Below are 15,621 nucleotides of genomic sequence, written 5' to 3' on the forward strand. Positions count from 1 at the left end.
TTGTACGACAATCCCACATTGGCGTTTCAAACCGGGATCAGGTGGGCGCCCCAAAAGGGGCGCGGGGAACTGCGCGACCAGCCCCCACCGGCCCGCGGCCGACCGCCCACCCGTCCCGAGCGGCGGCCCGCACGGCCCTGACCCTGCTGGCAGCCACCGCGCTGGCGACGGGCTGCATGGGTCCGGCCCCCAAGGACATCAAGCCGGCCGCAGGCCAACAGGCAGCCGCCGAACTCCGCCAGGAGCAACGCGCCCACGCCGCCGCGGTGAGGAGATGGGGCCTGGCCAAGGCCCCCCTGCCCGCACCGCCCGCCCCGGCGAAGAAGCCGCACATCACCACCCGTGACGGCTTCGAGGTGGACGACCACGACGGACTGCCGCCCGTCTTCACGACGATCCCCACCAAGGACAAGGTCGTCTTCCTCACCATCGACGACGGCGCCGAGAAGGACCCGGCGTTCCTGCGGATGATGAGCGAGCTGAAGATCCCGTACACCGCGTTCCTCAGTGACTACCTGGTCAAGGAGGACTACGGATACTTCAAGAAGATGCAGGCCGGCGGGGCGGCCCTGAACAACCACACCCTCCACCACCGCTACATGCCGGGCCTGTCGTACGCCGCGCAGAAGCGTGAGATCTGCGGGATGCAGGACGTGATCGAGAAGCGGTACGGGAAGCGCCCGACGCTCTTCCGCCCGCCTTTCGGCAACTACAACGAGGACACCCTGCGGGCCGCCAGGGCCTGCGGCATCAAGGCGGCCCCCCTCTGGAACGAGGAGGTCTTCGTCGACCACTGGGAGTACCGGGAGTGGGACCGCGACCTGCGCCCCGGAGACATCGTTCTCAGCCATTTCCGCGGCAAGGAGGACTGGGAGGGCACGATGCCCGACATGGTCCGCCGCTTCCTGAAGCTGATCACCGACAAGGGGTACGCGGTGGCGCGCCTGGAGGACTACCTGTGAGGCGCCGGGGGGCCACCGCCGCACTGCTGGCAGGCGCGCTCTGCCTCACCGGCTGCGCCCAGTCCGTCGACCCCATCGAGCGGCTGGGCAAGAAGGCCGCGCAGAAGGTACGCACACACGGGCCCCCGGTGGACGCGTACCGCCGCTGGGGCCTGAGCGCCCCGCTCGCCGCGGCGCCGGACCCGGCCGCCCGGCGGCCCGCCTTACGGGCCGCGGGGCCCGGCCTGCCGCCCGTGGTGGACCGTGTCCCGACCCGCGACAAGGTCGTCTTCCTGACCTTCGACGACGGCGCGGAGAAGGATCCGCGGTTCGTCGACATGGTCCGGGAACTGCGGCTGCCGGTCAGCGTGTTCCTCACCGACAGCGTCGTCGGGCCGGGGTACGCCCACTTCGGGCGGCTGCGCGCGGTCGGTGCGAGTGTGCAGAACCACACGCTCGATCATCCGTATCTGCCGGGGCTGCCGTACGAGGGGCAGCGGGCCGAGATCTGCGGTCAGCAGGAGAAGCTGAAGCAGCGGTTCGGGATCCGGCCTCGGCTGTTCCGGCCGCCGTACGGCGACTACGACGGCGACACGCTGCGGGCGGCGGGGGATTGCGGGATCGCTGCGGTGGTTCTTTGGCGGGACCCTGGGCGGTTGCGGGCCGGTGACATTCTTCATTGTCCGGAGGGGGTGGGGGCGGGGGAGGGGGGTGGGAGTGGTGCGTTGACGGGTGCGGCTGTCGGGATGCTGCGGCGGATCCAGGAGCAGGGGTTCGCTGTGGCGCGGCTGGAGGATTACCTGTAGGGGGTGCAGGAGGGTTTTTCCGCCCCCGCCGCCCCTACCCTTCCCGTCACTGCATGGGGGCTTCGCCCCCTCGCCCCCGTTTGCGCAGTTCCCCGCGCCCCTGAGGGGCTGGGGCAGGAGCAAGGTGGCAAGGGGGCCGGGGGTCTGAAAGGCCGGGCGCAGCCCGGCTTTCAGGGGCGCGGGGAACTGCGCGGCCCGCCCCCACCGGGCCGCAGGCGACAGCGCTTCAGCCCGTCCGGCGCTTGAGGACAACGGGGGACGAGGGGCGCGGCAATCAGGGGCGTACACCCCCGTTCCGAGCCGCCGAGATGCCGCCAACCGCCGGAGGCAACTGGCACTCCGCTTGACCGAGTGCTAATCGCAGTCATAGTCTCGGCTCTGGCACTCACCGCAGGAGAGTGCCAATAGCGACGGGCAGGTCCGGCACCCGCGACGACGGATCCACCTGGTCGCCACCTCAGACAGTTAACCCCGTGAGATCTCCGAAGGGGGAGGTCGGATCGTGACGACCACCAGCTCCAAGGTTGCCATCAAGCCGCTTGAGGACCGCATTGTGGTCCAGCCGCTCGAAGCCGAGCAGACCACGGCCTCTGGCCTGGTCATTCCGGACACCGCGAAGGAGAAGCCCCAGGAGGGCGTCGTCCTGGCCGTCGGTCCGGGCCGCTTCGAGAACGGCGAGCGTCTTCCGCTCGACGTGAAGACCGGCGACATCGTGCTGTACAGCAAGTACGGCGGCACCGAAGTGAAGTACAACGGCGAGGAGTACCTCGTCCTCTCGGCCCGCGACGTACTCGCGATCATCGAGAAGTAATTCACCCAGGTTTGCTTTGAACTGCGCCCCTGGCCCCAGCGAGTACTGAACGCGAGTACTAAGAAGCCGGGTGCTGGGGGCGCTGTTCGTTTTTTCGAGAGGACTGAATCAGCTCCATGGCGAAGATCCTGAAGTTCGACGAGGACGCCCGTCGCGCCCTTGAGCGCGGCGTCAACAAGCTTGCCGACACCGTGAAGGTGACGATCGGCCCCAAGGGCCGCAACGTCGTCATCGACAAGAAGTTCGGCGCCCCCACCATCACCAACGACGGCGTCACCATCGCCCGCGAGGTCGAGCTCGACGACCCGTACGAGAACCTCGGCGCCCAGCTGGTGAAGGAGGTGGCGACCAAGACCAACGACATCGCGGGTGACGGTACGACCACCGCCACCGTGCTGGCCCAGGCGCTCGTACGCGAGGGCCTGAAGAACGTCGCCGCCGGCGCGTCCCCCGCCCTCCTGAAGAAGGGCATCGACGCGGCCGTCGCCGCGGTCTCCGAGGAGCTCCTCGCGACCGCGCGCCCGATCGAGGAGAAGTCCGACATCGCGGCCGTCGCCGGTCTGTCCGCCCAGGACAGCCAGGTCGGCGAGCTCATCGCCGAGGCGATGGACAAGGTCGGCAAGGACGGTGTCATCACCGTCGAGGAGTCCAACACCTTCGGTCTTGAGCTTGAGTTCACCGAGGGCATGGCCTTCGACAAGGGCTACCTGTCCCCGTACATGGTGTCCGACCAGGAGCGTATGGAGGCCGTCCTCGACGACCCGTACATCCTGATCCACCAGGGCAAGGTCTCCTCCATCCAGGACCTGCTGCCCCTCCTTGAGAAGGTCATCCAGACCAACGCGTCGAAGCCGCTGCTGATCATCGCCGAGGACGTCGAGGGCGAAGCCCTGTCGACCCTGGTCGTGAACAAGATCCGCGGCACCTTCAACGCGGTGGCCGTCAAGGCCCCCGGCTTCGGCGACCGCCGCAAGGCCATGCTCGGTGACATCGCCACGCTCACCGGCGCCACGGTCATCGCCGAGGAGGTCGGCCTCAAGCTCGACCAGGTCGGCCTGGACGTGCTGGGCACCGCCCGCCGCGTGACCGTCACCAAGGACGACACGACCATCGTCGACGGCGGCGGCAACAGCGCCGACGTGGCCGGCCGTGTCAACCAGATCAAGGCCGAGATCGAGTCCACGGACTCCGACTGGGACCGCGAGAAGCTCCAGGAGCGCCTCGCGAAGCTGGCCGGCGGCGTGTGCGTCATCAAGGTCGGCGCCGCCACGGAGGTGGAGCTGAAGGAGAAGAAGCACCGTCTGGAGGACGCCATCTCCGCGACCCGCGCCGCGGTCGAGGAGGGCATCGTCTCCGGTGGTGGCTCCGCGCTCGTCCACGCCGTGAAGGTCCTCGAAGGCAACCTCGGCAAGACCGGCGACGAGGCGACCGGTGTCGCCGTCGTCCGCAAGGCCGCCGTCGAGCCGCTGCGCTGGATCGCCGAGAACGCCGGCCTGGAGGGTTACGTCATCACCTCCAAGGTCGCCGACCTCGACAAGGGCCAGGGCTTCAACGCCGCGACCGGCGAGTACGGCGACCTGGTCAAGGCCGGCGTCATCGACCCGGTCAAGGTCACCCGTTCCGCCCTGGAGAACGCCGCCTCCATCGCCTCCCTGCTCCTCACGACCGAGACCCTGGTCGTCGAGAAGCCGGCCGAGGAAGAGGGCGACGCCGGCCACGGCGGCCACGGCCACTCGCACTAGGCGCTTCGCCGAGCACGCGGTGCGTTGACTGCGGGCTCGGTGGGGCTGGTCGCGCCCAGGCGGCCAAGCCGCACATGGATACAGCCCCGCGCCCCTTCGGGGGCGCAGCACGAAGGTCCGGTACCCGTTTCGGCGGGGCCGGACCTTCGTGCTGTCGCCGACCGACGGCTAACGGCACCGACGCACTCACTTCGGGCCGTACTTGCGGCCCGTCTTCGAGCTGATGCCGCTGAGCAGGCCCCGCGGGGTCACCTTCGCCACGCCCATCAGGGCCTTGTAGCGCGGGTCCGGGATGGACAGCGACTTGTCCCGGGCCAGGTCGGCCAGCGCGGACGCGACCACCTTGTCGGCGTCCAGCCACATCCAGTTGGGGATGTTGTCCGTGCCCATCCCGGCCCGCTCGTGGAACTCGGTCCGCACGAACCCGGGGCACAGCGCCATCAGCCGGACACCGCTGCCCGCCAGGTCCTTCGCCACACCTTGCGTGAACTGCACGACCCACGCCTTCGACGCCCCGTACGTACCGCGCGGCAGGAACGCGGCCGTCGACGCCACGTTGACGACACCGCCGCGCCCGCGCTCGCGCATGGCCTCGGCCGCCGCCGACGTCAGCCGGAGCACCGCCTCGCAGTGCACCTTGAGCATCTTCAGCTCGTCCGCCATCGGTACGTCCAGATAGAGGCCCTTGTTGCCGAAGCCCGCGTTGTTGACGAGCAGGTCGACCGCGTGTTTGCGGTCCGAGACGCGGGCGGCCACCGCCTCGATGCCCTCGTCCGTCGCCAGATCCGCCGTCAGCACCTCCGCCTCGATGCCGTGGCGGTCGTGCAGTTCCGTCGCCTGCTCGCCGAGCCGCTTGCTGTCACGCGCGACCAGCACGAGGTTGTGTCCGTCGGCGGCCAGCCGCCGTGCGAAGGCGGCACCGATGCCCGCTGTCGATCCCGTAATCAGAGCCGTTGTCATGGCCCAAGGTTAGTGACCGCCGTACTTCTCGACGTACCTCAGCGCCGTCTCCCGTGCTTCCGTGTGCAGGGCGTCGCCCGCCGCCAGTGTCCGCGGCAGCAGCGTCCGTTCGAGCGTGGCCGCGCGGAACTGGAAGGCGGCGGTCACCTCGTGGTCCGGCCGGTGCACGATCTCGATCGGATCGCCCGCCCGTATCTCGCCGGGCTCGATCACCCGCAGGTACGCGCCGGACGCACCCTTCCGCGTGAACCGCCTGACCCACCCCTTCTCGCCCAGGTGGCCCTGGAAGGTGAGACACGGGATCCGCCCGGACGTCACTTCGAGCACGACCTCGGAGCCGATGCGCCAGCGCTCCCCGATCTTCGCCCCGGACACGTCGACGCCCTGGGTCGTGAGGTTCTCCCCGAACATCCCGCCGGCCAGCGGGCGTCCCAGCTCGCGTTCCCAGTCGTCGAGGTCCTTGCGCGCGAAGGCGTACACGGCCTGGTCGTCGCCGCCGTGGTGCCGCAGCTCGCACACGGCGTCCCCGGCGAGACCGCTCCCGCCGACGCCCTTGGGCCCGGGCGCGGCGACCCGCACCGGTCCGTCCACCGGCCGCTTGTCGATCCCGGTCACGCCCTCGGCCTGGTCCGTGTAGTCGACGGCCTTGGGCCGCCCCAGATTCAGAGACAGAAGCTTCATGACGGCACGCTAGGCGATCGGGGCCAAAAGCGTCGATGCGATATTCGTCGCCGTATCCAAGATTCGCTTATGCTTCGAGGGTGATCGAGGCCCGCCATCTGCGCGTCCTGCGCGCCGTCTCCGCCACCGGTTCCTTCTCGGCGGCGGGGCGCGAGCTGGGCTGCACCCAGCCCGCCGTCAGCCAGCAGATGAAGGCCCTCGAAGCCTCCGTCGGTACACCGCTGCTCATCCGCACCGGCCGCGAGATGCGGCTGACCCAGGCCGGCGAGGCCCTCGCGCGGCACGCGGCGGGCATCATCGCCGGGCTGACCGCCGCGGAGGAGGAGGTCGCAGCGATCGCCGGGCTGCGGGCGGGCCGGGTGCGCCTGGTCTCGTTCCCCAGCGGAAGCTCCACGCTCGTACCGACGGCGCTCGCCGCCCTGCGCGCCGCGCACCCCGGCACCCGGGTCTCCCTGGAGGAGGCCGAACCGCCGCGCTCCGTCGAGATGCTGCGCGAGGGCGACTGCGACGTGACCCTCGCCTTCCGTTACGAGGGCGCGGCCACGGCGGCGGGCGTGGCGGGTGCTGAGGAGTGGGACGACCTGGTGATCCGGCCGCTGCTCACGGACCGGCTCGTCGGGCTGGTTCCCGAAGGGCACCGGCTGGCCCGGGCGGGCACGGTCGCCATCGGCGACCTCGCCGACGAGCCGTGGATCGCCGGCTGCCCGCGCTGCCGGGCCCAGCTGGTCGAGGTCTGCGAGAGCGCGGGCTTCACCCCGCGCATCGACTTCGCGACCGACGACTATCCGGCGGTGGTCGGCCTGGTCGGGGCGGGCCTCGGGGTCGCGGTCCTGCCGGAGCTCGCCATCGAGTCCGTACGCCCCAAGGGTGCACGCACAGTGACGGTGGAACCGGCGCTGCGACGGGAGATCGTCGCGCTCACCCTGCCGGATCTGGCCCAGGTGCCCGCAGTGGCGGCCACACTGGACCAACTGGCCAGGGCCGCCACCCGCTGAACCCGGTTCCTCGGGGTCCGTTTTCGCGGGGGCCCGGTCCTATGGGGCGCGAGGTATGCCGTGGGGGACGTGAAGAAGGGGCACGCACGCGCGTGTCGGTTCGGAGAAACGTTCCTTCAGTGGTGTGACGGGTCGCCCCCGCTCGACGCCGAGACCAGGCGGTTGCGCGCCCGTCCCATGAGTTCCTCGCGCTCGTCCTCGGTCAGGCCGCCCCACACGCCGTACGGCTCGCGCACCGCCAGCGCGTGCGCGGCGCACTCCGCTCGCACCGGGCACCTCATGCAGACCTCTTTGGCCGAGTTCTCACGAGCGCTCCGTGCCGCACCGCGCTCGCCCTCGGGGTGGAAGAAGAGCGAGCTGTCGACCCCGCGGCACGCCGCGAGGAGCTGCCAGTCCCACAGATCCGCGTTCGGTCCGGGAAGGCGGGAGAAATCTGCCATTGCTTTGTCCCCTTGTAGCCGTTTTGGTCGGTTACGTGCCCATCACCGTACATCTACGATCTAAGGAGATGAAAATATGACTCATTGCGAATCTAGCCTCAGACACCAACAAATGGAACGAAAAGCGGCTGAATGGGGCATAGCTTGTGATGAAACCTTGAGGGTCTGCCGCACGTGTCTGCACCGTGTCCGCGCCCTCACGTAGAGTGCCGAACGTGGCTCACCGCCCCGTAACTCTTTCGAGTGACCGTCGTTGAGTGTGCGAGGCGGTTGAAGGAACAAACGCTCGGGCAAGCGTCCGAGTCGGTCGACCGCACAGGTGACGATTTCGTACCAGCCTGGAGGCCCAAGGTGACGCGCATCAGCTGCGGAGGACGGCCATGACATCCGTCCTCGTCTGCGACGACTCCCCGCTTGCCCGAGAGGCGCTCCGCCGTGCGGTGGCGACCGTGCCCGGCGTAGAGCGCGTGACCACGGCGGCCAACGGCGAGGAAGTCCTCCGCCGCTGGGGTGCCGACCGTTCGGACCTGATTCTGATGGACGTACGCATGCCCGGTCTGGGCGGCGTGGAGACGGTCCGGCGGCTGCTGTCCGCCGACCCCGGTGCGCGCATCATCATGCTCACCGTGGCCGAGGACCTGGACGGTGTCGCACTCGCGGTCGCCGCCGGTGCCCGCGGCTATCTCCACAAGGACGCCTCCCGCGCGGAGCTGCGGGCGACCGTCACTCAGGCCCTCGCCGACCCGACCTGGCGGCTCGCCCCGCGCAGACTGCGGTCGGCCGAGATGGGTGCGGCGCCGACGCTCACCGCGCGTGAGATCCAGGTCCTGGAGGGCATGAGCCACGGCCGGTCGAACGCGGAGATCGGCCGTGAGCTGTTCCTCTCCGAGGACACGGTCAAGACGCACGCCCGCCGGCTCTTCAAGAAGCTCGGCGCCTCGGACCGCGCGCACGCGGTCGCGCTCGGGTTCCGATGGGGCCTGGTCCGTTAGGTGAACCGCCGCGGGGGTACGGGTGTCCCCGCCTGCCGTGAGGCGGGCGGGGCCGGGCCCGACAGGGGATCGAATGACGCCGTTCGGGCACCCGATCCCCGTTTCCCGGCGGATGCCGCATCCTTGAGGTGTGGAGTTCCTCGGGAACAAGTCGGTCGAGCGGGAGGGGAGGGCGCAGGAGATGAGTTCCGGCGCACCTGCTCATAACGCTTCGGTGCACAACTACGGACGCGGTGCCACGGAACGAACGACGCCAAGGCACCATGGACCGATGCGTGACGACGAGGCGCCTCATGCCCAAGGGGCTATCGGTGGGCTCGTCCATCGCGCGGTCGACGGCGACGAGCAGGCCACGCACGACCTGCTCGCCCATGTCCACCCGCTCGCCATCCGCTACTGCCGCACGCGTCTGTCCCGACTTCCGGGGGACGCGCGGCACTTCGTGGAGGACCTGGCGCAGGAGGTCTGCGTAGCGGTGCTGCTCGCACTGCCGCGCTACAAGGACACCGGGCGCCCCTTCGAGGCTTTCGTCTTCGCGATCGCCGCCCACAAGGTGGCCGACCTGCAGCGGGCCGCGATGCGTCATCCCGGTTCGACGGCCGTGCCGTCGGACGAGATGCCCGAGCGGCCGGACGACTCGCTCGGCCCCGAGGAGCGCGCCCTCCTCAGCAGCGACGCCGAGTGGGCGAAGAAGCTCATGGCCAACCTCCCCGAGAACCAGCGGGAACTTCTGCTGCTGCGGATCGCGGTCGGCCTCACGGCCGAGGAGACCGGACAGATGTTGGGAATGTCACCCGGCGCGGTCCGGGTGGCCCAGCACCGGGCGCTCAGCCGCCTGCGGGCACTGGCCGAGCAGTAGGCGGTTCCCCTCACGAGGGCGGCTTCCGGCGGGCCAGGGACCGGGCCCGGAGGCGTGCGGATCGCGGTGGGGCGGGCTTTCTCGCCGGTACGCGCCGGTACGTGTCGGTACTCATCGGTGCGCATCGCTGTGGGCCGGCGCGCTGAACGGGGCGGCCGTCCGGCCCGTAGGAACCTACGAGCCCCAGGGGCGCTCCCGACCGTGGAATGAGAGAGCCATGCTTCCCGTTAGCATGGACATCCGCACCGATCAAGGCCATTTGGGGAAGGTGTCATGACTGCAAACGTCGACGGAGTGCCCGAGAAATTCGCGACGCTCGGGCTGACCTACGACGACGTGCTGCTGCTGCCGGGCGCATCGGAAGTGCTGCCCAACGCGGTCGACACCTCGTCCCGCATCTCCCGCAACGTACGCGTGAACATTCCGCTGCTCTCGGCGGCGATGGACAAGGTCACCGAGTCCCGGATGGCGATCGCCATGGCCCGTCAGGGCGGCGTCGGCGTACTGCACCGGAACCTCTCCATCGCGGACCAGGTCAACCAGGTCGACCTCGTGAAGCGCTCCGAGTCCGGCATGGTCACCGACCCGATCACGGTCCACCCGGACGCGACGCTGGGCGAGGCCGACGCGCTGTGCGCCAAGTTCCGTATCAGCGGTGTCCCCGTCACCGACGGCAACGGCAAGCTGCTCGGCATCGTCACCAACCGCGACATGGCCTTTGAGACCGACCGCTCCCGTCAGGTGCGCGAGGTCATGACCCCGATGCCGCTCGTCACCGGCAAGGTCGGCATCTCCGGGACCGACGCCATGGAGCTGCTGCGCCGCCACAAGATCGAGAAGCTTCCGCTGGTCGACGACGCGGGCATCCTCAAGGGCCTCATCACGGTCAAGGACTTCGTCAAGGCCGAGAAGTACCCGAACGCGGCGAAGGACGCCGAGGGCCGCCTCCTCGTGGGCGCCGCCGTGGGCGCGAGCCCCGAGGCCCTTGAGCGGGCCCAGGCGCTCGCCGAGGCGGGGGTGGACTTCCTGATCGTCGACACCTCGCACGGGCACAACAGCAACGCCCTGAACTGGATGGCGAAGATCAAGTCGAGCGTCGGCGTCGACGTGATCGGCGGCAACGTGGCCACCCGTGACGGCGCCCAGGCGCTGATCGACGCCGGTGTCGACGGCGTCAAGGTGGGTGTGGGCCCCGGTTCGATCTGTACGACCCGCGTGGTCGCCGGTATCGGCGTGCCGCAGGTCACCGCCATCTACGAAGCGGCCCTCGCGGCGCGCTCCGCCGGTGTCCCGGTGATCGGGGACGGCGGTCTGCAGTACTCCGGAGACATCGGCAAGGCGCTGGCCGCCGGCGCCGACACGGTGATGCTCGGCAGCCTCCTCGCCGGCTGCGAGGAGTCGCCCGGCGAGCTGCTCTTCATCAACGGCAAGCAGTTCAAGTCGTACCGCGGCATGGGTTCGCTCGGTGCCATGCAGTCCCGTGGCCAGGGCAAGTCGTACTCGAAGGACCGCTACTTCCAGGCCGAGGTGGCCTCCGACGACAAGCTCGTGCCCGAGGGCATCGAGGGCCAGGTGCCCTACCGCGGCCCGCTCGGGAACGTGCTGCACCAGCTCGTCGGCGGTCTGCGCCAGACCATGGGCTATGTCGGCGCCGCGTCCATCGACGAGATGGAGACCAAGGGCCGCTTCGTACGGATCACGTCGGCGGGCCTCAAGGAGAGCCACCCGCACGACATCCAGATGACGGTCGAGGCACCGAACTACAGCCGCGGCCAGTAGCAGCAACACGTTCGAGGGCGGTCTCGGAGACTCCGGGACCGCCCTCGCCGTATGTGTCGGGGATACTGGAACGCGCAGAACCGAAGAGGGAAAGGCCACACACGTGACTGAGATCGAGATCGGGCGCGGCAAGCGCGGCCGCCGGGCGTACGCCTTCGACGACATCGCCGTCGTCCCGAGCCGCCGTACGCGCGACCCGAAGGAGGTCTCGATCGCCTGGCAGATCGACGCCTACCGCTTCGAGCTGCCGTTCCTGGCGGCTCCCATGGACTCCGTGGTCTCCCCGGCGACCGCCATCCGCATAGGGGAGCTGGGCGGCCTGGGCGTCCTCAACCTCGAAGGCCTGTGGACACGGCACGAGGACCCGCAGTCGCTCCTCGACGAGATCGTGGAGCTGGACGCGGAGACCGCGACCCGCCGCCTCCAGGAGATCTACGCGGCTCCCATCCAGGAGGAGCTGATCGGGCAGCGCATCAAGGAGGTGCGCGACTCGGGAGTGATCACCGCGGCGGCGCTCTCCCCGCAGCGCACCGCCGAGTTCTCCAAGGCCGTCGTGGACGCGGGCGTCGACATCTTCGTCATCCGCGGTACGACGGTCTCGGCGGAGCACGTCTCCGGCGCCTCCGAGCCGCTGAACCTGAAGCAGTTCATCTACGAGCTGGACGTCCCGGTCATCGTCGGCGGCTGCGCCACGTACACGGCGGCGCTGCACCTGATGCGTACCGGCGCGGCCGGTGTCCTGGTGGGCTTCGGCGGCGGTGCCGCGCACACCACGCGCAACGTCCTGGGCATCCAGGTCCCGATGGCCACCGCCGTCGCCGACGTGGCCGCCGCCCGCCGCGACTACATGGACGAGTCCGGCGGCCGGTACGTGCACGTGATCGCGGACGGCGGTGTCGGCTGGTCCGGCGACCTGCCCAAGGCCATCGCCTGCGGCGCCGACTCGGTGATGATGGGCTCCCCGCTCGCCCGCGCGACGGACGCGCCCGGCCGGGGCCACCACTGGGGCATGGAGGCCGTCAACGAAGAGCTGCCGCGCGGCAAGAAGGTCGACCTCGGTACCGTCGGCACCATCGAGGAGGTCCTGCTGGGCCCCTCGCACACGCCCGACGGCTCCATGAACTTCTTCGGCGCCCTGCGCCGCGCGATGGCCACGACCGGCTACAGCGAACTGAAGGAGTTCCAGCGGGTCGAGGTCACGGTGGCGGACGCCCAGCACAAGCGCTGACGCCACGCTGGGCTTGAGCGAACCGAAGGGGCCCGGCCACTCGACGGCCGGGCCCCTTCGGTGTGCGTCACGGCACCCGTGCGTCACAACCTGTGCGCCGCCCCCGTGGGGGTCGCCCCCCGGGTGTCCAGGAGGAGTTGGGCCTTTACCGAGAGGCCCTGCAGGTCGTAGGTGCGGTGTTGCTGGAGCAGGATCGTCAGGTCCGCGTCCGCCGCTGCCTCGTACAGGGAGTCCACTCGGGGGACCGGGCGGTCGAGGACGGACCAGGACGGGACGTGCGGGTCGTGGTAGCTGACGGCGGCGCCCAGTTCCATCAGGCGGGTGGCGATCTCCTGGGCGGGTGAGCCCTGCTGGTCGGCGTGGTCGGACTTGTAGGTGACGCCGAGGAGCAGCACGCGCGCGCCGCGGGCCGACTTGCCGTGTTCGTTGAGGAGCGTGGCCGCGCGCTGGATGACGTACCGGGGCATGTGGTCGTTGACCTGCTGGGCCAGTTCGACCATGCGCAGGGCCCGGGTCCGCGGGCCCGCGAGGTCGCGGGGGACGGCGTGGCCGCCCACTCCGGGGCCCGGGCGGAAGGCCTGGAAGCCGAACGGCTTGGTCTCGGCGCAGCGGATGACGTCCCACAGGTCGACGCCCAGGTCGTGGCAGAGGACGGCCATCTCGTTGACCAGGGCGATGTTGACGTGCCGGTAGTTGGTCTCCAGGAGCTGCACGGTCTCCGCCTCGCGGGGTCCACGCGCGCGTACGACCTTGTCGGTGAGCCGGCCGTAGAACGCGGCGGCCGACTCCGTGCAGGCCGGGGTGAGCCCGCCGATCACCTTCGGGGTGTTGGCGGGACCGTGGTCGCGATTGCCCGGATCCACCCGGCTGGGTGAGTACGCGAGGTGGAAGTCGCGACCCGCCCGGAGCCCGGAGCCCTCTTCGAGGAGCGGACGAAGGAATTCCTCGGTCGTCCCCGGGTACACGGGGGACTCCAGGATCACCGTGGTGTGCGGGCGCAGGTGCGCGGCCAGGGTGCGGGCGGCGGAGGCCACCTGCCCCAGGTCGAGCGTTCCGTCCGCGCCGCGCGGGGTCGGAGCGCAGATGACGGCGGTGCGTACGCGGCCCAGCTCGGCCGGGTCCGTGGCCCGCCGGAATCCCGTGGACAGCATCCGGCGCAGATCGGCCGCGGCCAGTGGCGCCGGGTCGCCGCACTCGTAGCCGAGGGTGGGGATGCCGGTGGAGGTGGCGGCCCGGGCCAGGGGCAGGCCGAGCTGGCCGAGGCCGATGACGGCGAGGTCTGCGGGCATGGCGGTGGGCCGTCCTTCCCTGTAGCCGGAGTGGCAATAGCCGGAGTGGGGCGAGGGCGCAAGCCCTGTGGACAGAACGGGCGAGCGCAATGTCAGACTAGGAGTAAATATGACCGATATGCGGGATTGTTCGGTTGTGTTGCTCCGCAAGTCGCCGAGCGGATCGCCGGAAGTTGTCCACAGGCGGACCGCCGGTAGTGGCCGATGGCGGGCATCACGGTCAGAATTTGGGCATGGGGGATGTGAGCAGGGCCTCGCCGTACGGGTGAGCCCGGCGCGACAGACAGCTGGAGGCAACTGTGCGGACAGCGACACTGGGACCGGCGGAGCGCGCCGAGTCACTCGCGGCGATGGCCGAGCGCGAGCTGGACGTGCTCGTCGTAGGAGCGGGCGTGGTGGGCGCGGGCACCGCGTTGGACGCCGTGACCCGCGGACTGTCCACCGGACTGGTCGAGGCGCGTGACTGGGCGTCGGGCACATCGAGCCGGTCGAGCAAGCTGATCCATGGCGGCCTGCGCTATCTGGAGATGCTCGACTTCGCGCTCGTACGGGAGGCGCTGAAGGAGCGCGGGCTGCTGCTTGAGCGGCTCGCACCGCATCTCGTGAAGCCCGTGCCGTTCCTGTACCCCCTGCAGCACAAGGGCTGGGAGCGGCTGTACGCCGGCTCGGGCGTCGCGCTCTACGACGCGATGTCGATGGCGCGCGGCCACGGGCGCGGTCTGCCGATGCACCGCCACCTCTCCCGGCGGCACGCGCTGCGCGTCGCCCCCGCCCTGAAGAAGGACGCCCTGGTCGGGGCGCTGCAGTACTACGACGCGCAGATGGACGACGCCCGCTATGTGGCGACCCTGGTGCGCACCTCGGCGGCGTACGGGGCGAAGGTCGCCAACCGGGCGCGCGTGACCGGCTTCCTGCGCGAGGGCGAACGTGTCGTCGGCGCCAAGGTGCGGGACGTCGAGGGCGGCGGGGAGTACGAGATCCGCGCCAAGCAGGTCGTGAACGCCACCGGGGTGTGGACGGACGACACCCAGGCGATGGTCGGGGAGCGGGGCCAGTTCCACGTCCGGGCCTCCAAGGGCATCCATCTGGTCGTACCGAAGGACCGGATCACCTCGACGACCGGACTGATCCTGCGCACCGAGAAGTCCGTGCTGTTCGTGATCCCGTGGGGACGGCACTGGATCGTCGGGACGACGGACACCGAGTGGGACCTGGACAAGGCGCACCCGGCGGCGTCCAGCGCCGACATCGACTACCTGCTGGAGCATGTGAACTCGGTCCTCGCGGTGCCACTGACGCGTGACGACGTACAGGGGGTGTACGCGGGACTGCGGCCGCTGCTCGCCGGCGAGTCGGAGGCCACGAGCAAGCTGTCGCGCGAGCACACCGTGGCGCATCCGGCCCCCGGGCTCGTGGTGGTGGCGGGCGGCAAGTACACGACCTACCGGGTGATGGCCAAGGACGCGGTGGACGAGGCGGTGCACGGCCTCGACCAGCGGGTCGCCGAGTGCGTCACGGAGGACATCCCGCTGGTCGGCGCCGAGGGCTACCGCGCACTGTGGAACGCGCGGGCGCGGATCGCCGCGCGGACCGGCCTGCACGTGGTGCGCGTGGAGCACCTGCTGAACCGGTACGGGGCACTCGCCGAGGAAGTGCTCGATCTCATCGCCGCGGACGCCACGCTGGGCGACCCGCTGCCGGCGGCCGACGACTACCTGCGCGCCGAGATCGTCTACGCCGCCTCGCACGAGGGGGCGCGGCATCTGGACGACGTGCTGACGCGGCGCACCCGCATCTCGATCGAGACCTTCGACCGGGGCACGCGCAGCGCACGGGAGGCCGCCGAGCTGATGGCGCCGGTGCTCGGCTGGGACAAGGACCAGATCGAGCGCGAGATCGAGCACTACCAGAAGCGGGTGGAGGCGGAGCGGGAGTCGCAGCGCCAGCCGGACGACCTGACGGCCGACGCGGCGCGCCTGGGAGCGCCTGACATCGTGCCGCTTTAGGGGCGTAACTCGGCGGCGGGCAGGGGCTGTTGTCCGCCGGTGCCCGCCGCCGGAAGCGGCCGTGTACGCGGCCCTTGTGCGGGGCCGTGTCC

The 15,621-nt window shown here is 70.2% G+C and carries 14 protein-coding genes; 10 read left to right on the forward strand and 4 right to left on the reverse strand.

Annotation, left to right across the window (positions count from 1 at the left end; all coding sequences use genetic code 11):
* The first annotated feature begins 176 nt into the window (after positions 1–176).
* The 4 genes from ACH4DZ_RS09490 (at position 177) to groL (ending at position 4,300) form a co-directional block, all read left to right on the forward strand.
* Positions 177–962 (forward strand): polysaccharide deacetylase family protein, encoded by a 786-nt coding sequence (locus tag ACH4DZ_RS09490; protein ID WP_398286411.1) that lies wholly within the window; start codon positions 177–179, stop codon positions 960–962.
* Positions 959–1,747: a polysaccharide deacetylase family protein gene (locus ACH4DZ_RS09495; RefSeq protein ID WP_398286412.1), complete on the forward strand. Its 789-nt coding sequence runs from the start codon at positions 959–961 to the stop codon at positions 1,745–1,747. Before ACH4DZ_RS09490 ends, ACH4DZ_RS09495 begins: the two co-directional genes overlap by 4 nt.
* A 502-nt stretch (positions 1,748–2,249) precedes the next feature.
* Positions 2,250–2,558 carry a co-chaperone GroES gene (gene groES / locus ACH4DZ_RS09500; protein ID WP_055507210.1) on the forward strand — a complete coding sequence of 103 codons (309 nt, stop codon included), beginning with the start codon at positions 2,250–2,252 and terminating at the stop codon, positions 2,556–2,558.
* A 116-nt stretch (positions 2,559–2,674) separates the two neighbouring features.
* Positions 2,675–4,300, forward strand: coding sequence for a chaperonin GroEL (groL, locus tag ACH4DZ_RS09505; RefSeq protein ID WP_398286414.1), 1,626 nt, complete (start codon positions 2,675–2,677; stop codon positions 4,298–4,300).
* Positions 4,301–4,486: 186 nt separating this feature from the next.
* On the opposite strand, the gene ACH4DZ_RS09510 is transcribed toward groL, so the two are convergent.
* Both ACH4DZ_RS09510 and ACH4DZ_RS09515 read right to left on the reverse strand, forming a co-directional pair.
* Entirely contained in the window at positions 4,487–5,260 is a 774-nt protein-coding gene (locus ACH4DZ_RS09510; RefSeq protein WP_398286415.1) for an SDR family NAD(P)-dependent oxidoreductase, read from the reverse strand.
* A 9-nt stretch (positions 5,261–5,269) separates the two neighbouring features.
* The gene (locus tag ACH4DZ_RS09515; RefSeq protein WP_398286416.1) at positions 5,270–5,941 is read right to left on the reverse strand and encodes an MOSC domain-containing protein; all 672 of its coding nucleotides are present in this window, start codon (positions 5,939–5,941) and stop codon (positions 5,270–5,272) included.
* 80 nt (positions 5,942–6,021) lie between these two features.
* Between ACH4DZ_RS09515 and ACH4DZ_RS09520 the strand changes: the two genes are divergently transcribed.
* Positions 6,022–6,936 (forward strand): LysR family transcriptional regulator, encoded by a 915-nt coding sequence (locus ACH4DZ_RS09520; protein WP_398286417.1) that lies wholly within the window; start codon positions 6,022–6,024, stop codon positions 6,934–6,936.
* 116 nt (positions 6,937–7,052) lie between these two features.
* Here the strand turns inward: ACH4DZ_RS09520 and ACH4DZ_RS09525 are convergent, their stop codons facing one another.
* Positions 7,053–7,376 carry a WhiB family transcriptional regulator gene (locus ACH4DZ_RS09525; protein WP_107015686.1) on the reverse strand — a complete coding sequence of 108 codons (324 nt, stop codon included), beginning with the start codon at positions 7,374–7,376 and terminating at the stop codon, positions 7,053–7,055.
* Positions 7,377–7,756: 380 nt separating this feature from the next.
* Here ACH4DZ_RS09525 and ACH4DZ_RS09530 point away from each other — a divergent pair, with 380 nt between their 5' ends.
* From ACH4DZ_RS09530 to ACH4DZ_RS09545, 4 genes are all read left to right on the forward strand, one after another.
* Positions 7,757–8,368, forward strand: a complete 612-nt coding sequence (locus ACH4DZ_RS09530; protein WP_003948568.1) for a response regulator transcription factor — start codon at positions 7,757–7,759, stop codon at positions 8,366–8,368.
* Between the two features lie 271 nt (positions 8,369–8,639).
* The gene (locus ACH4DZ_RS09535) at positions 8,640–9,227 is read left to right on the forward strand and encodes a sigma-70 family RNA polymerase sigma factor (protein ID WP_398286418.1); all 588 of its coding nucleotides are present in this window, start codon (positions 8,640–8,642) and stop codon (positions 9,225–9,227) included.
* Positions 9,228–9,500: 273 nt separating this feature from the next.
* Positions 9,501–11,006, forward strand: a complete 1,506-nt coding sequence (guaB, locus tag ACH4DZ_RS09540) for an IMP dehydrogenase (RefSeq protein WP_398286419.1) — start codon at positions 9,501–9,503, stop codon at positions 11,004–11,006.
* Positions 11,007–11,109: 103 nt separating this feature from the next.
* Positions 11,110–12,234: a GuaB3 family IMP dehydrogenase-related protein gene (locus tag ACH4DZ_RS09545; protein ID WP_398286420.1), complete on the forward strand. Its 1,125-nt coding sequence runs from the start codon at positions 11,110–11,112 to the stop codon at positions 12,232–12,234.
* Positions 12,235–12,317: 83 nt separating this feature from the next.
* Here the strand turns inward: ACH4DZ_RS09545 and ACH4DZ_RS09550 are convergent, their stop codons facing one another.
* Positions 12,318–13,523 carry a nucleotide sugar dehydrogenase gene (locus ACH4DZ_RS09550; protein WP_398286421.1) on the reverse strand — a complete coding sequence of 402 codons (1,206 nt, stop codon included), beginning with the start codon at positions 13,521–13,523 and terminating at the stop codon, positions 12,318–12,320.
* Between the two features lie 299 nt (positions 13,524–13,822).
* Here ACH4DZ_RS09550 and ACH4DZ_RS09555 point away from each other — a divergent pair, with 299 nt between their 5' ends.
* Complete coding sequence (locus ACH4DZ_RS09555; protein ID WP_398286423.1) at positions 13,823–15,529, forward strand: glycerol-3-phosphate dehydrogenase/oxidase; 1,707 nt, start codon at positions 13,823–13,825, stop codon at positions 15,527–15,529.
* The last annotated feature ends 92 nt before the right edge of the window (positions 15,530–15,621 follow it).

Source organism: Streptomyces sp. NPDC017991 (genome assembly GCF_044328075.1).
Classification (GTDB): Bacteria; Actinomycetota; Actinomycetes; order Streptomycetales; family Streptomycetaceae; genus Streptomyces.